This window comes from Marinomonas sp. UCMA 3892 (assembly GCF_012726345.1).
GTDB lineage: Bacteria > Pseudomonadota > Gammaproteobacteria > Pseudomonadales > Marinomonadaceae > Marinomonas.
On sequence record NZ_PTXN01000002.1, the window covers coordinates 327,028 to 346,779 of the forward strand.

Here is a 19,752-nt window from a genome sequence, read left to right on the forward strand (position 1 = left end):
CATTATAAGCAAAATAAAACCAACTGCTTCAAAACTTACAATTACCAACCACAAACACAGCTAGTCACCGACACTTTCCAGTAACTCCTCCATCAAAAAGCCATTAAGCTGACAAAAAATAAGCGTCTAGTGCCAAGGAAAACCCTTTACTTGCTCTACAATAAGAACATACTCAGTTTGCTACGGAACAAATTTCACGGCGTCTATTACAACCGTGCGCAGCAACAGCCCTTAAGTTGGTGAGAACCGACTGAGGTTATACAGTGATGACTAATGGTGAATATCATGAGTAAGGGTCAAAACAGTAAAAAAGAGACAAAAAAGAAACCGCTTTTAACGGCAAAAGAAAAGAAAGCTGCGAAGGTGACCAAAAAAGCTCCAACCAATGTATTAGGTAATTAATCCCTCCAGCTAGCCACCATATTGGCATGGTGGCATTAAATTCGAATCATCTAAGCCCTAATTTGATTAGGGCTTTTTTATATAATAATGCATACCAATTACTATGGGCGCGAAGACCTCTGCGAGCCTCTACCAGCTGACGGACGTTTACCATTTGTAGTCGGCTTCTTGCCATTACCCTTGGGAGATCCCCCCGGTTTACCTGTTGGTCGTTTACCAGCACCGTTTCCAGCAGGCTTTTTACTATCACCAAAAGGACGTCTATCTTTACCCTTAGAACCTGCTGGTTTTCTAGCGTCATCTTTAGGGTGTTTAGTATTCCCCTTTGCTGCGCCCATTGGTTTAGACGGCGCTTTAGGCTTTGAGGATACTTTCGGCTTTGAAGAGCCGTCAGTACGAGTATTTTTTCGCGGCGCATTGCGAGACTTCTTCGCTGGCGCACTGGCTTCTGAAGACGAATCTTCAATAGACTTCAGCAACACAGACAATTCTTTGGGTGTTAAATCTCGCCACTCCCCTACAGGAATGCCTTTTAGGCTCACGTTCATAATTCGTGTGCGCTCTAATTTAACGACCTCATAACCGAAATACTCACACATACGGCGAATTTGACGATTCAAACCTTGCACCAAGGTAATATTAAATACTGTAGGCGACACTTTCGTCACTGGGCATTTCTTCGTCATGGTCCCCAAGATAGGCACACCACCGGCCAAACCAGCAATAAAATCATCCGTGATCGGCTTATTAACCGTCACCAAATATTCTTTCTCGTGATTATTGCCAGCACGCAGTACTTTATTAACTAGGTCGCCATTGTTGGTCAAAAAAATCAAACCTTGGGAGTCTTTGTCTAAACGACCAATTGGGAAAATTCGCACCCCATGGCTAACGAAATCAACAATATTATTTTTTTCAGAACTTTCCGTGGTACTCACAATGCCAACAGGCTTATTCAGCACAATAAAAACAAAGTCATCTGCATCCTGCGGCTCAATGATCTGCCCATTAACTCGCACCGTATCACCGGCAACAACTTGATCGCCCACCGAAGCACGCTTGCCATTGATGAACACATTGCCTTGTTCAATAAAGCGGTCAGCGTCTCTTCGAGAGCAGATACCGCTTTCGCTGATGTATTTATTTAAACGAGTAGATGAAGCGTTAAACATAAAGTGCCATTTTTACCTAATAAAAAGCCTTTCTTATTAAAAAAAGAGCCTAAACTGAATGAATCGTCAACAACGAGATGGCGCCTATTATATAGGAAACGCAGTGAGCATTTTAGGAGAGAAAGCCAGAAACCTAGAAATATATCCATAATCGTATAACTGTTAAGAAAGTCTTAATCTTACATCGCTAGAATTGATGAGCAAAAGTGGTGGCACCACCTCAATCGGTTATCTATGGAGATTCAAATGCAAAACCAAGAGCGATCTTACAACACAGCGCAAATTTTACTGCACTGGGCCATTGCGGCTTTGATTATTTTTAACTACTTCGTTAGTGAAGGAATGGGGCGCGCTTTTCGTCAACATCTAGACGACAGCAACACTGGTTATAACTTAGTGTCATCACTACATGTATATGTCGGTTTGGGCATAATTGCTCTGGTTGTGATCCGCATTATCGTTCGCTTCATGTCTAAAAAATTCAAAACAAACTCGAAGAGTTTACTCGACCGCGTCTCTCGTATCGTCCATGAATTCTTATATTTACTGATGTTTTTAGTGCCAGTATTTGGCGCCATCGCTTGGTATTTAGGCATTCACATCATGGGAGATGTGCACGAAATAGCGATGAACATCATGATGTCGTTAGTCTTGCTACACGCCGCAGCTGCCCTATTTCATCAATATGTACTGAAAGACGGAACACTACTAAAAATGTTTGGACAGAAATAGCGACCAATAAATTGTTACTGATGCGTCTCTAGATAGTATCTCTCCTGTTCAAGAATACGATCTGAATTAAGAGACGCAATGCTCACTTCATGGGAGTGAGGCAGCATACCAATGGTTTGCAAATGCAGATAACGCATGGCACAAACTCGTAAGAAAGAAGTGAAATTATCCAAGTTATGACCGGCATCTAAAGCTTCATGATTGAGCTTGGCAATCATCTGCGACAAAGACAACTTGTCGCGCTGAGCTATCTCTTCCAGCGTAAACCAAAAGAAACTTTCTAGCCGAATACTGGTAACCATGCCATCAATACGCAAAGAACGAGTGACATTTTGCCATAGGCTAGGATCTGAATTCACGAAGAGCTTACACATTGTATTTTCCTTACTGAATGACGTTTTTTTTATTATTGGAATGAATGGCTCACTGCAAACAGTCTAGCCCAAGATATAGGAAAATAGTCGGGTGAGTTCATACTTTTACACTTACTAAACTCACCCGAATTCACTCAGTAAATTTAACTTAGCTTTCCAATAACGCATAAAACTGAGCAAGCCAAGCTGGATGTGCAGGCCACGCTGGCGCTGTTACTAGATTACCATCAGTCACAGCTTGATCTACTGGAATATCCATAAACTCACCTTTCGCAAGCTCCACTTCCGGCTGACAAGCAGGATACGCAGAACATTTTCTGCCTTCCAACACACCTGCTGCTGCAAGCAACTGCGCGCCATGACAAACCGCCGCTACAGGTTTATTGGTATCAAAAAAGTGCTTCACCATCGCAACTACGGTTTTATTCAAACGAAGATACTCAGGTGCTCGACCACCTGGAATAACCAAGGCATCGTAATCTTCCACCTTGATATCAGCAAAGGTCGCATTCAAGGCAAAACGATGCCCCGGCTTTTCTGTGTACGTTTGATCTCCCTCAAAATCATGAATAGCTGTCGCTACCATATCGCCCGACTTCTTATCAGGACACACCGCATGCACAGTATGACCGACACTCATCAGCGCCTGAAACGGCACCATAGTTTCGTAGTCTTCCGTGAAATCACCTGTGATCATTAAGATTTTTTTATTCGACATGACACCTTCTCCTGTTTTGGTTAAAACGTCCTATGTTGTAACAGCTAGAGAAAGGAAAAAGGTATTAAGGGGTTATTACATTCAGCCCCAGCCCCTTTTGGGGACCAAAGAACGTAGGTCAGATAAGACGAGGAACGAGGCGTAATCTGACGCTGAAAACGAAGTTTTCATCCTGTAAGCCACGTACTTAATATTAAAAAAGGCGAACTATAATTCGACTTTTTAATATTAGCCTCTTCCATTTTTTTATGAGCATTATCCAATGTATCTTGAAATAACAATTTACACTCCTTGTAATTAACTTCTTGCATGAAGGGCGCATGTGGATTCTAGCCCGAAGGGCTGATTGGAAAATGCCGTACCACCCCATGCAATTGTTATGTTTCGTTTTTAGAGGCATCATCGGTGAGAGTTTTGTTCCGCATGATCTGTACCGACGCATTTTCCGCAAAAGAAATCGTTGTTTGAGGAAATGGAATGTCTATGCCTGCTTGGTCAAATCGACGTTTTATATTCACATACGAGTCGCACTGCAAAATAAAACCGTTACCTGAATTTTCCGCCCAAGCCCAAGCTTTTAGCGTGATGGAGGAATCACCAAGGCTAGTGAGGCGAACGACGACAACCGGAACACCATCTCGTTTTTGTTCCTCTGTGCGTTGATCTATTAAAAAAGGATGTCCGCTTATCTCTTCGGTCATTATTGTCATTGCCAGATCAAGATCGGATGAGTAGCCGACACCAACTTCGATAAATTTACAAACGCGGTTGTCAGTGTGGTTTGTATTAACAATTACTTGGCTGCTTATTTGTGAATTGGGAATGATTACACGGTTGTTTTCGAAATCCCTTATGATGGTTTCTCTTAGCGTAATGTCTTCGACGACTCCTGTGTAATTCCCTGATAGCGTGATTTTGTCCCCGATACGGAATGGTCTAAAGAAAATAATCATAAATCCGCTTACAATATTTCCCAAAACCTGCTGAGATGCCAACCCGCCCACAACGGTTAGAATGCCAGCTCCAGTCAGCAATGAGTGCCCGACAATTTTTAACTCAGGGATATGTGTTAAGGATGCCCCAATGCCCGTGCCATAAATAACAACGGTTATTAATCTTTGCGCAAAATTAAGGACAGTAGTATCTACGGAATCTCGCGCTATTTTTGACAACGACGCCCTTTTAACTGCAACGTGGGCAACCCAATTCAGCACTACCGTAATGACTAAAATCACCCCGACAACAGCCAATTGTCTAAACTCTGCAGGAACATAATCGTAAATTGATATCATAGGGATCCTTTTGGGTTAAGAAACATAACATTTTGTTAATGCACAGGCGTGTTTACACATATTTTCTTAACATCACTATTAAGTCGCTGACTCTAAAGCCATTAATAGAACTACCAACTAAAGCTAAAACGGGAAAGCGAGCATGAGTGTTATTTCATTTATTCCCAGCACGTTATTCTATCAACCTATCTGCCGATATTCTTATCACTTGATACTAAAAGACTTTCTTACTTCCTACCATCACAAAACACGCACAATGGGCTTATTTAAAAATAAGACCTAAACCCACCCATTATTTGTATTTAAACCCTAAAGAAATCCATTCGACAAATTCACTATGAAAGAGTCGATATCACTACTTTATGAAGCATCAAAGCCAGTTAAAATTTCCTTCCTAGCAATAGAAAAACCAATCTAAACCTTGCGATTTAACGCTATATTTTTAACTTACTTTATTGACGAGTGCCATCAACCCAACAATCAGCATTTGCACCCCGATAACAGCAAGAATTAATCCCATCAATCGAGTCACTATACTAAGTCCGCTTTTACCTATCAGCGATAAAATATTTGAACTGTAAATAAAACAGATAAAGGTGATGAGGCATAAAACAGCAAATACAGAAACAGTCGTTAATATTCCCATGAAACCACCAGTTGCAGAGTAGTTCATTGCTGTTGCTATGGTTCCTGGACCGGCAAGAAGCGGAACCGCTAAAGGAGATACAGCTAAATCGTCTTCGTCGTCACCCTCGGCAGAATGCAACTTTGAACCATGACCATTCAACATGTGGTATCCCACTACAAAGACTAAAATTCCCCCTGTTATCCTCAGAGCATCAATGGTAATACCAAATAAATGAAAAATAGCTTTTCCAAGAACAGAGAATGCTAGAATGATAAAAAAAGTAATAAGAAGCGCTTTAGTCGCTACTTTTCTTTGTTCTGATTTATTTCTATCACCAACTAAACCGGAAAATGCCGCCGTATTAGCAATAGGATTCATAATCGCAAAAAAGCTCATAAACACGGTAATAATCTGTGTATATAAATCACTCATATCTTTTTCCTTTTATTGAAATAGCCCTAAGTGCTACTTTTTCGAAATCGTGCCATGATAGTTTATTGACCTACAATCTATTGCATCTAAACTCTTCTGCTAATCAACTGATACTAAACCCTTTTGTATTATCTATCCGCTTTATAAACGGTCAAAAGACGCAATCTACTGATAAAACGGACACCATCAAGAACACAGTACACTGCATTTATAATGCACTAAGGTCCTTAGCTTTCCATCATGACTAGAAACTTTGCGACTTTGGTTACTCGCATCATCTGTTTCTTCGCAGACTGAAGCAGGTAGTAGTGAACTTTCCACAGATTACTTACTCGCAGCTGCAAGCGCTACGCCAAAGCCGATGAAAGTGCCGCCGCCAAGACGGTTGACAATTCGACCGCCTTTTTCAGAAGAAAGCCAGCCACGAGCTGATTTTGCTAGGTACGCATAAAGCAAATGAATGATGACAACGAGACTGCTGTAGCTGACAACTAGGAGTGTAAATTGCCCAACGTAATTCGAGGTGAAGTCGATAAACTGTGGGAATACTGACATAAAAAAGAACACTGCTTTGGGGTTTGTTAATTGAATGGTTAAACCTTCTATAAACTGTCGTTTTTTGCTTCTGATAGCAGAGCCGTTACCTTCAATTTTTCTAGCCGGAGAACGCCATAGTTTAATGCCAAGATAAACAAGATAAGCAGCACCAACAAATTTCATGATACTGAATGCAAGTGTCGATGTTGCCAATAAAAGGCCTAAACTAGTGGCTGATACACCAGCAACAATAAAGGTCCCAAAGGAAATCCCTAGAATCCCACCAATAGCGCCAGACATACCATAGCGAATCGAGTTAGTAAGCGTCAAAATCACACCTGGTCCAGGACTTAAAACTGTTGCTATTGCAATGATTAAAAATAAAGCATAACTGTCCATTCACGTCTCCTTCATTACATCAACTTGTCTTAGTTTATCCAACCAATCATCCACACTTTACATCCTCTTATTCTTCGAGAAAAACAAATATTAGGAATACAAAACGCTAGAATAGAAATTTATCTCGGTTTCAGTTCCGCCAAAACTTCAGATAACTATTTGGCTGTAACAATAGAGTTGACTTATAAGTAGGTATAAATAAAGTAAAGCCGAGAAAGCTTTTTATCATCAACACTCATGGCCATAAACTCTGGCGAATTGGCTTCAAATGAAAAACGAATCTATTTTTCACCTGAAACCAATTTAATGATTAAGCTTTTTTAGTCATTATAAAATGAGCATTACAAATCAATAATAGTGATCTTTGAAAATCAAACTTACCTGATAAATTAACACTCTGGTGAAAATATGTTCTTAATATATTGTGAGAACTCTTTTGGCTTCTCTTGCGGCATCATGTGACTTTCACCACGTAATTCTTTTAATTGGCTATTACCTAATAACTCTGACGTTCTAACGGTTACCAACTTAAAAAGGTCACGAGTGTTCTCACCATAACCAAAAACAACAGGAACATTGATTTTTGACACAGTTTCAGCATTTATCAAAGGTTGCTCTTTTTGATTGAGCTGATAAGACAAAGTATATTTTTTAGCAAGCTGAAGAGCCTTCACCGCTTCACTTTGACTATGAAAATAGCCTTGCTCATTTCCTGAGCCATCAATCAAAGACTCCACCGCTTGCACAAGATTGCCTTGAGAGAAATGTTCAAACACAGGACCAAACATCTTGTTAGCATCCCACTGCCATTTTCCCAATTCTGGTTCTTGTAAACATCCGGGATAACCAAGCTCATAGAGAAAAACCTTAGCAACAGACAAGTCGTGCTTTACTAAAGCATTCAAAACCACATCTGCACCATACGACCAGCCAACTATGTTGACTGCTTTATCCTTGGAAAGCTGATTAACCAACTCAGCTAAATCATCAGCGTGAGTATTTAAACCAAAACCTTCTACATCACCTTCATCAAAACAACGTAATGTAATAGACACTACTTCAAAATCAGCAGCTAAATACGCCAAGTGATCATTCCACATAGAGCTATCAGTCAATGCTCCATGAACCAAAACAAGGTAATCTCCGTTACCTTCTCTTTTGTATTTCATTATAAAATCTCGTTAAATTATTAACACCAGCTAAAGTGGCTGACAACCTACTACCAAGAGCTTCCTCTTAACAGAGTAAACGCAAAAGCCAAATCCAACCAAAACGGCCAAACTTTGCGAGTCAATCTTAAAGCGCTTGTTATCCGTAATTTTTTAACCAAGTACAGGCCTAAAAAAACTACGCTCATAACTGATAATACAGTCTACTTTATCGGCAAATTCGAAAGCTTTAATACACTCAGCGTCATTCTGAGACTTAATGCGATAATCCTCGTAAGCAGACAAACTTTCAAATGTAAAAAGAGCCAAAGCGATATTATTTGCACTTTCAGATGGTAGAAAATAGCCATTGTGTTGGCCACCAAATTTCTCAACGAGAGGAATCCACATTTTCGCGTATTCTTCGAACTCCCTAACCATCTTGGGATCTATTACATACCTGACATAACAAGTAATCATAAACACTAATTCCTTCTAATTACTTGATTTTGTGGGCTAGGCAACACCAAATTAAGGTGAGCACAACGCTTACATCTTGTCTAAAACATTATGTCATAAAAACTAAACTAGTTTGGAGTGAAAGCACCGAGCGTTTTGTGAATCAATCTTAAATTGTTTGTTATGTGACAAGTGCCTTAGATAGGCAAATTGAGCGCCATACACCAACGTACTTACCATATGCGTCCGACTCTGAATAAGTGTTACGCAGATAAAAATTCACTGCCTTTAAATTAACTCTTCGTGTGGACAGTACGGCATTTTTGTAACCTTTTTCAATCGCATAACTTTCGAGTTGTTCAAGTAAATAAGTTCCTGCACCTAGTGTATTTGAGTACATTCGCTTGAGTTCACAAACTTCACTTTGGTGGTACCTAAAAACCCCACACGCTACTGCAACTTTATTTAGATACACCACAATACATCCATCTTTCGACGAATCAAAAGCATCAGGTGAAAACGAGCTTTCGCCAGAATCATTAGTGATCTGGCTAAGTGATGAGTTCAATTCAGCCACGAGTGACTGAAAATCAATATTACTTGGTTCTACTCTCTTGTGTTCGAATCTCATATCTGTCACATAACGCCGCCAGCACGCGCGGCTTTGTAGTGAAAGCAAAGCCGCAACGAAAAAGACGTCGCAGTGCCTGGCCTTGTTAAATTTTTATAGCGCCATATGCAACAACGGATAAGGCTTACCCTGCCCATCTACTGGTGATCGACCTGTCACTTTAAAGCCAATATGCTGGTAAAAACCTAGCGCCTGTTCATTCTGCTCGTTTACATCAACCTTTGATGCTCCCTGCTCTTTGATAGCATGGGCCGCTAACATGGCACCAATGCCTTTGCCACGTGCATCAGGTGATATGAACAACATCTCAATATTACCGTCATGTACTCCGCAGAATCCCTGAATTCCACCGTTACCGGTTTTAACGCACCTTAAATCAACTGCGTCAAAATACTGTTCCAAAATTAACGGCTTTAACTCCTTTAGATCATCTTCAGCCAGAAAATCATGCGTTGCCCTGACCGACGCTTCCCAGACTTCTATAAGCTTAAGGTGATCTGCTTTTTCTACGATCTCGATATTCATCACTAAACCCGATTGAAAATTTAACAATTAAGGGTTATACGACAGCATAGCTGCGGATATAACCCACTGTTGAACGGCTGCGTTGTCTATATAGGGGATTTGCTTTTTTCATGGAGGGACTTCCCTGTTATATAACTCGCTCAATACCAACGTCTGTCTGGACTATGCCGCTTCAGATCGTCTTTGATCGCTGCTATGTTGATTCTTTATTTGCTCTTTTGTAGCGCGATTTGCCCCGCGAGGTAAGCGATTCCCTCAGGCTTTATGATCCAAACAATGTAGTTAAAAGACATTTTACAAATAAAAACACACTCTTCATATGCCACTAATTATTCATACCAGGTATTGATTTGCATTCTTTTGGTAACGAAAGGGCTTTGGCATCGAAAGATGTAGGCTGACCATTAAAAACTACTTCAAGAGTACTAAAACTAGACTTATTTGCAGACTTTCGCGCCTGATTGACTAAGGGAAGCAACATGTTACTCAAGGATACCTTAGAGTCACTCCACAAATTCTCATCCGCTCTTAGGCGAAAATTACCGGTGTATTCGACCCATTCTTTCGCAACCTTAAGCGCATCGTAATACATACGCTCCCAGCGATCACCGCTGGCTTCATTGATCTCATCAAAATCTCTGAACTCAACTTTGGCTGGTCTTAATTGCTGTAAACTCGGAGCTAACACTTGACCAACACCATTACCAAGATCTTTTACTTCCCAATCATAATTGGGTGGCACAATAATTCCATATGCATACTCAAAATCCCAAAAATAGCGAATAACCCCTTTAAACCTAGGAAAACCACCATCTTGCAGTTTGCAACTAAATGGACTGCTTGCCTTTTCTAATTCTACTCTGTTAACCCTTGATAGAATTCCATAAGCAGGCACTTGCCCAGTGATAAGCGCATCAATTCTCGCTTCTAGCTGCTTAATTTTGCTATTTTGGAAAAAGTAAGCGCCACCAGCCCCAATTAAAAGTGCCACTATTCCGGCAATGATTTCTTTCATCTTAGATCTCTCCTTATTATCCCTAACGCCTGTGTTGGCAGTTAGTTCAGAACGCAACGGAAAAACCATCCGACAACATGCATTTGTTATACGTTTATCCTAGTAGCTTGAAAAGAAACTTGCTCACTTTTCAAATAATCCTTCATTCGTGCCACCGCTTATCTTCAGGCTTTTACAAAAATCGTCAGTTAAGATGCGATATGGCAAAATGCATGCACCTAGCTTATATCTTTGAACGCTGCCATACACGATAGAGCTCCGCAATGTCAGACGAACACAAAAGAGGCATTGCCTCTTTAATCTGCTCCAATGACCAATCCCACCACTGCATTTCTAGCAACATTGAAATTTGTTGCTCTGAGAACCGCTTTCTTATCTCTTTTGACGGATTGCCACCAACAATCGAATAAGGCTCTACATCTTTGGTCACCAAAGCCCTACTACCAATAACCGCACCATGACCAACCTTTATACCCGGCATGATCATAGCTTCCGAACCGATCCAAACATCGCTTCCTATAACGGTATCACCTGCACTCTGAAAAGCATCAATGGACTCTGAAAACGCAGGCTCTTCATTCATGTAAAAAAAAGGAAATGACGTAGCCCAATCATATCGATGCCCTTGATTACCAGCCATGATAAAAGAAGCGCCCGAGCCTATGGAACAAAAGCTCCCTATAATCAGTTGATCAACGTCGTCACGATCAGGCAGAAGGTAGCGAGCACAATCATCAAATGAATGCCCGTGATAATAGCCTGAATAATAGCTATAGCGACCCACCTGAATATTCGGATTCTTAACCTGTTCAGTGAGAAGTTTTCCTTTAAACGGACTCTCGAAATAGTTATTCATATAATTTTACACCAAAAATTTGCAACAACATCGTAGCTTACGCTTCAATAACCGGCGCAGCTTTGCTGCGTTCGGCGCCGTAGGTACGAAGTTGATTGATTTGTTAAATGTATGTCGCACCATTATTAGACCTAATAACGTGATAATACTGACTATCAAATGGATTACTAAACCCTATTGCTTGGATAAACTGCACAGCTATGAGTGTTGCTTCAATTGGTGTGTCTCCCCAATAATCTGATGAGAGCAACCTCATTCCTTTCAATTCTTCTAATTGTGCTGCAACAACATGAGATTTATCAGCAATAGCATTAAGGTAACCCCACATCCACTTTGAACTGCTACCTAATAGAACAAATTCATTTAGAGTTTCTATGTGAGAAAATGTTAGCTTATCCAAAACAAGCATAAACCAAGATACTATATCTGCGGATAACGCTTCGTCAAAACAAGCGTTTGCGAAAAGATTGGCGTAAAAATGGACTTTATGCTCTTCGTATTGATTATTAGATTTGAGCATCATTGCTTCAAATAGATCTTCGGCTTGTGGCATATAGCCAATTCTCAACCGAAAAAAGTCATCGTCCCTAGGCTCTAGGCTCTAGGCTCTAGGCTCTAGGCTCTAGCCCAGCACCATATTTTTCTTGAATTTTTTCAAGTAATAATGAGACTGCACCAGCTGCTCTAACGGTTTCTCGATGAGATAGAGTCCGCTCAACAAAATCAGCAACTAAATACGCCAAATGATCCTTCCACATAGAGTTATCAGTCAATGCACCATGAACCAATACAAGGCAATCTCCGTTACCTTCTTGGGATCTATTACATACCTGACATAGCAAGTAATCATAAGCACTAATTCCTTCTAATTGCTAATTTTGTGGGTTAAGCATGACGCCTAGCACAGGGGCGGAGCATAGTTTAGCTCCTTGCTGCTGATTGTTATGTGGGGCGCGCGGAAATATCAATATCTCACCAACTATATTTTCCAAATCCTGACGCTGAAATGATCATCCGGATACTCGCGTTTAACATGAATACTCGATATTTCTACACCAAACAGAGCTTTCTTTAGATTGACGTTCACTTTGTAACTTTCATATTCGGGAATTACAAGAATCATGTATTTTTCAATATCTTGAACCGATATGCCTTTCAAACGCACAACATCCTTTAGCAAAGACCCTTCTTTATGATTCACTGAGTCTAGATGAGACTGCGTGATGATGGTCTTGTCACTCTTTATGAATTCAGAAAGGTCATTTTTTCCCGCTATATTTTTATTCTGAAAGGAAGTTGCGATTATCTTTATTTCCCCAACCATAGTTTGAGGTGACGAACTACTTCTTGGTCTAAACCCATGCAAGTCAAGAGCTTTACCTCTGCTACCTATCTTGTATGAATTTACCATAAAATCTTCGTCTTCAGATTGGCGAAACATCTCTCCCTGGAGCCAACCTTCTCTGCATCCTTCTGCGTACATTACCGCACCTATTTGCGATGCATTTCGATCAAAAAATTCGCAAAATACTCTCATCCACTCGGTTAACATGTAGTCTCCTCAAAACTAGCCGTCATATATTTCAATGTTGCACGCACTGACCCGAGACTCACCCGATCCCTTAACACCCGCATCAAGTCGATAACACATGGGCTCAAATTAGGAACGAAGTAACGCAGCCCATGTGTTATCGAGCCTGCGAGCGATTTAATACGTTTGTTATATGCGTTTCTCGACTTTCCAAGGAGGGCTTAAACGATTCTCACCTGCCCAGTAAAGTTTGATTTTATTACCAGACGGATCTTTAAGAATGGCCTCTTTCCACAGATATCTTTGTTCTGTCGGTAGTTGTTCAAATTGAAAACCTCTTTGAGACAAATCAGCACACAGTTCATCAAGTTTTTCATGCTCGAAGTAGATTACAGAACTATTTTCGAACTCAACGGATTCGAGAGATAAGGAGAAAGTAGAATTCCCTTCTGGGCAAGAAAATCTAGAGTAATGCGGCGTATCGACAATTTGAGTGAAACCAAGTTTTAGATAAAAGTTAACAGCATCATCCATATCTTTTACTGGCAAAGTAATCTGGTTCAATTCCATTTAAACTCCTAGCGTATAACGTTTTTGTACACTGGCGAAATTGCGTGCAGCGTGATTGAGTCGACAGCCCGCCCTAGCAACGCGAGGGTTGTGCGGGCTGGGTGCCACTGTTTGTTAGTTGAATAGGTTGCCTGCTGTACTTATAGTTACTACAGCTAAAAATGCACCACCAACAGTATTTATAATGCCATTTAGAATGTTTAGTCTCAATTTTGACCTAGCCACCAAAACTAAAATTCCTGTAAATAGAATCCAAACTGACATGACCGCCACATGTAAAGAAGACAGAAAAAAATAATTAACAAGCTCCTTACCTGCGAATATTGGAACAACAGTAAGATAGAGGATAATAGCTTTCGCGTTGAATAGGTTTAGCAGCAAAGCTTCTTTGAACCCTGCAAAATTGCTGTTTAGTTTCGCTTTATTTTTAAAACTTAAAACTCCATTCAATAGCAGCCTAATGGCCAAATAGCCTAAAAATAGTACACCGGTAATTTGAAGTGCAATCATCGCAATAGGACTATCGGCAATAAAGTTCGATACGCCAATACCAACCAAAAAACCATGAATAAGAATACCAACACCAGTTCCGAGAATTATACTAAACACGCTGCGTAAACCTGATATTGAAATATTTGATACGGCTAAGGTGAAGCTCGCGCCAGGTGACAATGCTATCGGGATGATTGCGAGTAAAAAACCCATAGTGTCTAGCAAAATAGATTCACCTCAATAAGTACAACTAACGCCGCCAGCAACTGCCGGAGTAAACTGCCTTCTTTTTTGCGTATTTTTGCAAAAAAGAAGGCAGTTTACGGAGGTCATATTGACTGGCCTTGTTACGTGTTTGCACTATATATTTCACCGTTGCTTAAATTTATACTGTGCACATCACCCTTAAAATCCGTTACGGTGGCAATGTTTTCCTGCAATTCTAGCCCCTCGGTAAATATGTCTGGGCCAGATGAACTCCAAATTTTTTCACCCGTTTTGGTATAACATCCAATCTCTAGCTCGCCCCACGTAAGAAGGCAGCTCCTCTCTTTAAGCCAGAAAACACCGAAGCATGTAGCGAAATCGACTTTCACACACCAGTTCAATTCAAGCGAAGGTAAGGAAAGTGAATATAAAGCATCACCCGAAGTCATATAAAGCGATTCTCCATCAAATGCAACTGAGTTTTCATTCACTCCTGTAGCACCACCAACCCCCAGCAATATTGCGGAAGCTAACGTCTCGTCGTTTTCCCTTACACTTACACCGTGTGCTGATACATGTCGATATTCATCACTACGACAGTATTCGTGAATATAGGCTCTCGGGTTGTCAGCCGAATTACGAAAGTAAACTGGCTCATCCCTTAAAGTAACTTCGTAATTTCCAAATACTCGATTCATGGTTCTAGTACACGTAACGCCCCTAAACTGCGGCGCAATGAAGCGCAGCGTAATGGAGTCCGATGCCCGCCGCGGAGCGGTTGTTAGCGGGAATGAACAGCTTTGGCTTGTTAGCTCTCGAAGGGCCACCCCCTCCCCTCTACATAGCCAGACTGTTGCTGAAGTACATTAATTAGATTTTTAGCATTTTCGAAGTCTGATGGGTGCTTTAGCCGTATTTGGCCGCGAGACTGTATATAGTCAATTTCTCTCAACGGTGCTTTGTATCTAGATGCCCATTGAATAAACATTGAAAGCCTATCTAGATATAGTTTCAAATCATCCGTTAAATTCAAATCAAGCTTCATGGCTACATCTTTTAGATCATGAGAGTGCTTATGGAAGTGCTTTGAATTTACTTTACCATTTTTAACTTCAGGCTTTTCAATATGAACGTATGCTCCTTTTAATGCATTTTCAACTGCAAGTGCTAGAAACAGCATTGCACCCTTCATCAAACCTACGGATCGTTGACGGTCTTTGTCAGTCTGCTGCGAACTATAAGATTGGAAGGAGTCATATGTAACAACTGATGCTTCAAACATTTCCCATGCCTGATGAAACCATATCTCAGGTGTTTCAACAGTTTCTTTAAAGTTGATAGTACTACCCTCTATGAGCTAATATTTTAATAGTGCGCATGCGCGTTTACACATTTTTAAATTCACTCAAAAATCCTTTTAACTTTCTGAAAAATAATACTTTTTAACTGATCTCCACAAAAATCAAAACTTGAAAAACGAGCATGCGTGTTATTCCTATCATCCACAGCACGTTATTTCTGCTCTGTGAATCCTTAATCATTGATATTAGGAGACTTTCTTTATTTCTGCTAGTACAAAACACGCACAATTGGTTTTATTTAAAATGGCTAAACGCGCAAGAAAGGGATTATTACAAAAATAAACTGTATATCCACCCATAAATTGCGTTTTGGTTTTCCCCTTAATAAGTCTGTTCGACGCGACGAAGTTGCGCGACTTTATGGAGTTTCAGGGGCAGTTAAAAATACCTTTTCTAAAATCATCAAAAACAATCTATGCCTTACGACAAAAATCGTCTTGCTAAACGCAACATAAAAAAGCAAATGAGACGTTTGGGCGATAGCCCGATAAAGCGAATTTTTGGTTACTTTTTGGGCGCTTGCAAAAAGTTACCCGCTCAGCAGAGCGGAAAAAAGGTCGGGAATACAAAGCGTTTGAATGGAACATAAATTCCGCGTCGGGCTGAAGCCGCGACCTACAATGAAAGCTTCGCTTTCAGCGTCAGATCACGCCTCGTTCCTCGTCTCATCTGACCTACGTTCTTTGGTGTCTATTATTGAATTCACTATGAAGTCAGTTCGACGCGACGAAGTTGTGCGACTTTATGGAGTTTCAGGGGCAGTTAAAAATCCCCTCCCCTCCACCAACAAAAACAATCTATGCCTTACGGTAAAAATCGTCCTGCTAGACCAATCTTAAACAAAGTGAATGAGACGTTTGGGCGATAGCCCGATAAAGCGACCTTTTGGTTACTTTTGTGTCGCTAGACAAAAGTAACCCGCTCAGCAGAGCGGAATAAAGGTTAGGAATACAAAGCGTTTGAGTGGAACATGAATTCCGCATCGGGCTGAAGCCGCGACCTACAATGAAAGCTTCGCTTTCAGCGTCAGATTACGCCTCGTTCCTCGTCTCATCTGACCTACGTTCTTTGGTGTCTATTATTGAATTCACTATGAAGTCAGTTCGACGCGACGAAGTTGCGCGACCCTATGGAGTTTCAGAGTCATTAACAGAAAGACTCTCTCGAACAGCAAGGCCAATCTATGCCTTACGATGTAACGAGCGTAGGTAGCAATCATGGGCCTATGAAAAAAATCAGGCATTAAAGATCTTAAAGCGAATTTTTGCTTTCCTTTGAACTGAAGTTTTTGGGCGCTTGCAAAAAGTTACCCGCTCAGCAGAGCGGAAAAAAGATCGGGAATACAAAGCGTTTGAATGGAACATAAATTCCGCGTCGGGCTGAAGCCGCGACCTACAATGAAAGCTTCGCTTTCAGCGTCAGATTACGCCTCGTGCCTCGTCTCATCAGACCTACGTTCTTTGGTGCCTATTATTGAATTCGCTATGAAGCCAGTTCGACGCGACGAAGTTGCGCGACTTTATGGAGTTTCAGAGTCATTAACAGAAAGACTCTCTCGAACAGCAAAACCAATCTATGCCTTACGATGTAACGAGCGTAGGTAGCAATCATGGGCCTATGAAAAAAATCAGGCATTAAAGATCTTAAAGCGAATTTTTGGTTACTTTTTGGGCGCTTGCAAAAAGTTACCCGCTCAGCAGAGCGGAAAAAAGGTCGGGAATACAAAGCGTTTGAATGGAAACCAAAGAAAACGCCTTCCCTTTCTTCAAAGAGAAGACGCAAAACAAGTTTTGAACGCTTTTTTAAAAGCCCTACTCCCCGATGTGCCAACCATTGGTAATCGGATAACGACGATCTCGCCCAAACCCACGAGCGGTGATACGCACACCAGTGGGTGCTTGACGACGTTTGTATTCGTTCACGTCGACAAGGCGAAGCACGCGATAGACGGTTTCTCGGTCAAATTGATTTGTCGCTAAAATGGCTTCGGCGCTTTGGTCTTCTTCGATGTACATGCGCAGAATTTCATCGAGGATGTCGTAGCTTGGTAAAGAGTCTTCATCTTTTTGATCTGGAGCCAGTTCTGCAGAAGGCGGACGTGTAATAACGCGCTCAGGGATCACGTAGCCCAAGGTGTTGCGGTAACGACAAAGCTTGAAGACTAAGGTTTTGAAGACATCTTTTAGGACGGAATAACCGCCGACCATATCGCCATATAGAGTGGCATAGCCAACGGCCATTTCGCTCTTGTTGCCTGTGGTTAAGACCATATAGCCTTTCTTGTTAGAAATCGCCATTAAGGTTACACCACGGGTACGAGCTTGAAGGTTTTCTTCTGTGGTGTCTTTGCCGTAGCCTTCAAATTCTGGCGCGAGCACGTCGGTGAAAGCGGACACCATGGTTTCAATCGGCAAGACGCTGTATTTCACACCCAGCAAGTTGGCTTCTTCTTCCGCGTCATGCAAGCTGATGGAAGAAGTGTAAGTGTAAGGCATCATGACCGCTTGAACGCGATCAGCACCAATCGCATCGACTGCGACCGCCAAAGACAAGGCGGAGTCGATACCACCACTCAAGCCAAGTACAATTCCTTTGAAACGGTTCTTGGTGATGTAGTCTCGTAGGCCAAGCACCATAGCTTGATACACGCTGGCTTCCACACCCAATGCAGGAGCAATGCTACCCGCTACCGGTTCAACCTTATTCGGCTGGCTGTCGTCGACAATCATATCTATGCTGTACAGCCCAGCTTCAAACCAAGGAGCTTGTAAAACTTTCTCGCCTTTGGCGTTGACCACGAAGGAGCCACCTTCGTATACCAATTCATCCTGCGCACCCATGTAGTTCACATAGACAATTGGCAAAGTGACTTCAGTGGCACGCTGATGAAGTAGTTCTTCACGCTCGCCCATTTTTTCAATGTGATAAGGCGAAGCATTCAAGTTCAGAATCAGTTCTGCCCCAGCCGCTTTGGCTTGTGCGATAGGTCCTGGATGCCAAATATCTTCGCAGATACTTAAGCCAACTTTTACACCTTTGATATCAACAAGGCCCGCTTCACGACCTTCGCTGAAGTAACGTTTATCATCAAACACTAGGAAATTAGGCAGTTTTTGCTTGGCGTATTCCACCAGCAATTGACCTTGGTAAATCACGCCAGCGCAGTTAAATAGTTCCCCATCAATACGACGTGGATAACCAACAACTACGTATATATCGTGAACCTCGGCTAATAATTTTGCCAAGGCAGATTCAATACGTGTATCCAAGCTAGAACGTAATAATAAATCTTCTGGAGGATAGCCAGTTAAGGTTAATTCTGGAAAAACCACCACATCCGCGCGTTCTTCATCACGGGCTTTGTTCGCCGCATCAATAACGGATTGGGTGTTTTTTGTAATGTCGCCGACCAGCATATCCAGCTGGGCCATTGCAATTCGTAATGTCATACAGTTGCTATCTCGTGAACTCTGTTAGAATATGCCCGTTATTGTCTGGAATAACCCAAGCTAGGTAAAGTGTATGATCGTACGTTTGATCGTTTTTGTTGCTATTTTCTTTATTGGTTGGTGGTTGTACCGCCAATTTGTCGCTTTTAAACGCAGTCAATCGCCGGCGGAAGCAAAAAAACAGGATTCCTCTAAAAAAGACGAATCACAGGAAAGTATGGTTCGCTGTGAAGAATGTAAAACCTTCACGCCACGTTCTCATGCTATTCATGACCAAGAAGCGCGTCCATTTTGCAGCGCGGAACATTTAAAAGCATTCAACCAGAAGCACTAACCCAACCATTGGCAAGCAATCTATTCTCTCGCCACCACCAGCATAGATACTGTTGCTGGTTTTGTGTGGCGCAGAGTCGGTAGGAAATCTTAGTATTGTCAGATTCATCCGGCAGCGACTCGTAACTTTCCCAGCGATAATGCACAAGCTGGTTATCTTTTTGCCAAGTTTTTTCATGCGAACGCTCGCCTAAATCACAAAAGCCAATACACTCGCTCGCTGTTGCCAATGTAAAACTAGGAGAAACAACCAAAGCTTGCCGAAAATCTGCCCAAACTTTCTGATCGGCTTCCACTTCATTCTCTTGCCCACGCCATTGATAAGCAGCCATGAGCCTTTCTTGAAAATGCATCGACAAGCTAGACATCGCCAATAGCAAGGCAACAATGGGCAAAGACACCCAACCATACTGTGTTCTAAACAAAGAAAAATCCATTTCATCTGCCTCTTTTGAGAACTTCATCCCCCCATGTGAATGAAAAAACATA

Annotated in this window: 23 protein-coding genes; 2 read left to right on the plus strand and 21 right to left on the minus strand. The window is 41.5% G+C overall.

The window, feature by feature from the left end:
- Positions 1 to 503 precede the first annotated feature (503 nt).
- Entirely contained in the window at positions 504 to 1,574 is a 1,071-nt protein-coding gene (rluF, locus tag B6N13_RS04380) for a 23S rRNA pseudouridine(2604) synthase RluF (RefSeq protein ID WP_169458604.1), read from the minus strand.
- A gap of 246 nt (positions 1,575 to 1,820) precedes the next feature.
- On the opposite strand from rluF, the gene B6N13_RS04385 reads away from it, so the two are divergent.
- A complete protein-coding gene (locus B6N13_RS04385) occupies positions 1,821 to 2,306 on the plus strand; it encodes a cytochrome b/b6 domain-containing protein (protein ID WP_169458605.1) in 486 nt (161 codons plus the stop codon).
- 14 nt (positions 2,307 to 2,320) lie between these two features.
- Here the strand turns inward: B6N13_RS04385 and B6N13_RS04390 are convergent, their stop codons facing one another.
- From B6N13_RS04390 to B6N13_RS04475, 19 genes are all read right to left on the minus strand, one after another.
- Entirely contained in the window at positions 2,321 to 2,680 is a 360-nt protein-coding gene (locus B6N13_RS04390; RefSeq protein ID WP_169458606.1) for a ribbon-helix-helix domain-containing protein, read from the minus strand.
- Between the two features lie 148 nt (positions 2,681 to 2,828).
- A complete protein-coding gene (locus B6N13_RS04395; protein ID WP_169458607.1) occupies positions 2,829 to 3,398 on the minus strand; it encodes a DJ-1/PfpI family protein in 570 nt (189 codons plus the stop codon).
- Positions 3,399 to 3,775: 377 nt separating this feature from the next.
- The gene (locus B6N13_RS04400) at positions 3,776 to 4,690 is read right to left on the minus strand and encodes a mechanosensitive ion channel family protein (protein ID WP_169458608.1); all 915 of its coding nucleotides are present in this window, start codon (positions 4,688 to 4,690) and stop codon (positions 3,776 to 3,778) included.
- A 442-nt stretch (positions 4,691 to 5,132) separates the two neighbouring features.
- A complete protein-coding gene (locus tag B6N13_RS04405; RefSeq protein WP_012070630.1) occupies positions 5,133 to 5,750 on the minus strand; it encodes a MarC family protein in 618 nt (205 codons plus the stop codon).
- A 324-nt stretch (positions 5,751 to 6,074) separates the two neighbouring features.
- Entirely contained in the window at positions 6,075 to 6,686 is a 612-nt protein-coding gene (locus B6N13_RS04410) for a LysE family translocator (RefSeq protein ID WP_012070631.1), read from the minus strand.
- Between the two features lie 389 nt (positions 6,687 to 7,075).
- Entirely contained in the window at positions 7,076 to 7,855 is a 780-nt protein-coding gene (locus B6N13_RS04415) for an alpha/beta hydrolase (protein WP_169458609.1), read from the minus strand.
- Between the two features lie 153 nt (positions 7,856 to 8,008).
- On the minus strand, positions 8,009 to 8,314 hold the full coding sequence (locus tag B6N13_RS04420) for an NIPSNAP family protein (RefSeq protein ID WP_169458610.1): 306 nt from the start codon (positions 8,312 to 8,314) through the stop codon (positions 8,009 to 8,011).
- A gap of 160 nt (positions 8,315 to 8,474) precedes the next feature.
- Complete coding sequence (locus B6N13_RS04425) at positions 8,475 to 8,924, minus strand: GNAT family N-acetyltransferase (protein ID WP_169458611.1); 450 nt, start codon at positions 8,922 to 8,924, stop codon at positions 8,475 to 8,477.
- A 93-nt stretch (positions 8,925 to 9,017) separates the two neighbouring features.
- Positions 9,018 to 9,449, minus strand: a complete 432-nt coding sequence (locus tag B6N13_RS04430) for an acetyltransferase (protein ID WP_169458612.1) — start codon at positions 9,447 to 9,449, stop codon at positions 9,018 to 9,020.
- Positions 9,450 to 9,774: 325 nt separating this feature from the next.
- Positions 9,775 to 10,464: a hypothetical protein gene (locus B6N13_RS04435; RefSeq protein ID WP_169458613.1), complete on the minus strand. Its 690-nt coding sequence runs from the start codon at positions 10,462 to 10,464 to the stop codon at positions 9,775 to 9,777.
- 223 nt (positions 10,465 to 10,687) lie between these two features.
- Positions 10,688 to 11,320 (minus strand): type B chloramphenicol O-acetyltransferase, encoded by a 633-nt coding sequence (gene catB, locus B6N13_RS04440; protein WP_012070637.1) that lies wholly within the window; start codon positions 11,318 to 11,320, stop codon positions 10,688 to 10,690.
- 103 nt (positions 11,321 to 11,423) lie between these two features.
- Complete coding sequence (locus B6N13_RS23170) at positions 11,424 to 11,873, minus strand: hypothetical protein (protein WP_211172768.1); 450 nt, start codon at positions 11,871 to 11,873, stop codon at positions 11,424 to 11,426.
- A gap of 55 nt (positions 11,874 to 11,928) precedes the next feature.
- The gene (locus B6N13_RS23175; RefSeq protein WP_211172769.1) at positions 11,929 to 12,078 is read right to left on the minus strand and encodes a hypothetical protein; all 150 of its coding nucleotides are present in this window, start codon (positions 12,076 to 12,078) and stop codon (positions 11,929 to 11,931) included.
- Positions 12,079 to 12,299: 221 nt separating this feature from the next.
- The gene (locus tag B6N13_RS04450) at positions 12,300 to 12,872 is read right to left on the minus strand and encodes a hypothetical protein (protein ID WP_012070639.1); all 573 of its coding nucleotides are present in this window, start codon (positions 12,870 to 12,872) and stop codon (positions 12,300 to 12,302) included.
- 168 nt (positions 12,873 to 13,040) lie between these two features.
- Positions 13,041 to 13,421 (minus strand): VOC family protein, encoded by a 381-nt coding sequence (locus B6N13_RS04455; protein WP_169458614.1) that lies wholly within the window; start codon positions 13,419 to 13,421, stop codon positions 13,041 to 13,043.
- Positions 13,422 to 13,535: 114 nt separating this feature from the next.
- Entirely contained in the window at positions 13,536 to 14,126 is a 591-nt protein-coding gene (locus B6N13_RS04460; protein ID WP_169458615.1) for a LysE family transporter, read from the minus strand.
- Between the two features lie 134 nt (positions 14,127 to 14,260).
- The gene (locus B6N13_RS04465; protein ID WP_169458616.1) at positions 14,261 to 14,818 is read right to left on the minus strand and encodes a hypothetical protein; all 558 of its coding nucleotides are present in this window, start codon (positions 14,816 to 14,818) and stop codon (positions 14,261 to 14,263) included.
- Between the two features lie 110 nt (positions 14,819 to 14,928).
- Positions 14,929 to 15,402, minus strand: a complete 474-nt coding sequence (locus tag B6N13_RS04470; protein ID WP_169458617.1) for a hypothetical protein — start codon at positions 15,400 to 15,402, stop codon at positions 14,929 to 14,931.
- Positions 15,403 to 17,292: 1,890 nt separating this feature from the next.
- On the minus strand, positions 17,293 to 18,930 hold the full coding sequence (locus B6N13_RS04475; protein WP_169458618.1) for an NAD+ synthase: 1,638 nt from the start codon (positions 18,928 to 18,930) through the stop codon (positions 17,293 to 17,295).
- 73 nt (positions 18,931 to 19,003) lie between these two features.
- Here B6N13_RS04475 and B6N13_RS04480 point away from each other — a divergent pair, with 73 nt between their 5' ends.
- Positions 19,004 to 19,264 carry a PP0621 family protein gene (locus B6N13_RS04480; RefSeq protein WP_012070646.1) on the plus strand — a complete coding sequence of 87 codons (261 nt, stop codon included), beginning with the start codon at positions 19,004 to 19,006 and terminating at the stop codon, positions 19,262 to 19,264.
- On the opposite strand, the gene B6N13_RS04485 is transcribed toward B6N13_RS04480, so the two are convergent.
- Positions 19,248 to 19,700 carry a hypothetical protein gene (locus tag B6N13_RS04485; protein WP_211172770.1) on the minus strand — a complete coding sequence of 151 codons (453 nt, stop codon included), beginning with the start codon at positions 19,698 to 19,700 and terminating at the stop codon, positions 19,248 to 19,250. The two genes, B6N13_RS04480 and B6N13_RS04485, sit on opposite strands and share 17 nt — an antisense overlap.
- Positions 19,701 to 19,752 lie beyond the last annotated feature (52 nt).

Excerpts from the sequence above, each read along its gene's own strand:
- catB (WP_012070637.1), bottom strand. The coding sequence starts at position 11,320 with ATGAATAACTATTTCGAGAGTCCGTTTAAAGGAAAACTTCTCACTGAA.
- B6N13_RS04485 (WP_211172770.1), bottom strand. The coding sequence starts at position 19,700 with ATGGATTTTTCTTTGTTTAGAACACAGTATGGTTGGGTGTCTTTGCCC.
- B6N13_RS04475 (WP_169458618.1), bottom strand. The coding sequence starts at position 18,930 with ATGACATTACGAATTGCAATGGCCCAGCTGGATATGCTGGTCGGCGAC.
- B6N13_RS04415 (WP_169458609.1), bottom strand. The coding sequence starts at position 7,855 with ATGAAATACAAAAGAGAAGGTAACGGAGATTACCTTGTTTTGGTTCAT.
- B6N13_RS04460 (WP_169458615.1), bottom strand. The coding sequence starts at position 14,126 with ATGGGTTTTTTACTCGCAATCATCCCGATAGCATTGTCACCTGGCGCG.
- B6N13_RS04390 (WP_169458606.1), bottom strand. The coding sequence starts at position 2,680 with ATGTGTAAGCTCTTCGTGAATTCAGATCCTAGCCTATGGCAAAATGTC.
- B6N13_RS04450 (WP_012070639.1), bottom strand. The coding sequence starts at position 12,872 with ATGTTAACCGAGTGGATGAGAGTATTTTGCGAATTTTTTGATCGAAAT.
- B6N13_RS04405 (WP_012070630.1), bottom strand. The coding sequence starts at position 5,750 with ATGAGTGATTTATATACACAGATTATTACCGTGTTTATGAGCTTTTTT.
- B6N13_RS04385 (WP_169458605.1), top strand. The coding sequence starts at position 1,821 with ATGCAAAACCAAGAGCGATCTTACAACACAGCGCAAATTTTACTGCAC.
- B6N13_RS04455 (WP_169458614.1), bottom strand. The coding sequence starts at position 13,421 with ATGGAATTGAACCAGATTACTTTGCCAGTAAAAGATATGGATGATGCT.
- B6N13_RS23175 (WP_211172769.1), bottom strand. The coding sequence starts at position 12,078 with ATGTGGAAGGATCATTTGGCGTATTTAGTTGCTGATTTTGTTGAGCGG.
- B6N13_RS04465 (WP_169458616.1), bottom strand. The coding sequence starts at position 14,818 with ATGAATCGAGTATTTGGAAATTACGAAGTTACTTTAAGGGATGAGCCA.
- B6N13_RS04395 (WP_169458607.1), bottom strand. The coding sequence starts at position 3,398 with ATGTCGAATAAAAAAATCTTAATGATCACAGGTGATTTCACGGAAGAC.
- B6N13_RS23170 (WP_211172768.1), bottom strand. The coding sequence starts at position 11,873 with ATGCCACAAGCCGAAGATCTATTTGAAGCAATGATGCTCAAATCTAAT.
- B6N13_RS04430 (WP_169458612.1), bottom strand. The coding sequence starts at position 9,449 with ATGAATATCGAGATCGTAGAAAAAGCAGATCACCTTAAGCTTATAGAA.
- B6N13_RS04420 (WP_169458610.1), bottom strand. The coding sequence starts at position 8,314 with ATGATTACTTGTTATGTCAGGTATGTAATAGATCCCAAGATGGTTAGG.
- B6N13_RS04435 (WP_169458613.1), bottom strand. The coding sequence starts at position 10,464 with ATGAAAGAAATCATTGCCGGAATAGTGGCACTTTTAATTGGGGCTGGT.
- B6N13_RS04410 (WP_012070631.1), bottom strand. The coding sequence starts at position 6,686 with ATGGACAGTTATGCTTTATTTTTAATCATTGCAATAGCAACAGTTTTA.
- rluF (WP_169458604.1), bottom strand. The coding sequence starts at position 1,574 with ATGTTTAACGCTTCATCTACTCGTTTAAATAAATACATCAGCGAAAGC.
- B6N13_RS04400 (WP_169458608.1), bottom strand. The coding sequence starts at position 4,690 with ATGATATCAATTTACGATTATGTTCCTGCAGAGTTTAGACAATTGGCT.
- B6N13_RS04470 (WP_169458617.1), bottom strand. The coding sequence starts at position 15,402 with ATGTTTGAAGCATCAGTTGTTACATATGACTCCTTCCAATCTTATAGT.
- B6N13_RS04425 (WP_169458611.1), bottom strand. The coding sequence starts at position 8,924 with ATGAGATTCGAACACAAGAGAGTAGAACCAAGTAATATTGATTTTCAG.
- B6N13_RS04480 (WP_012070646.1), top strand. The coding sequence starts at position 19,004 with ATGATCGTACGTTTGATCGTTTTTGTTGCTATTTTCTTTATTGGTTGG.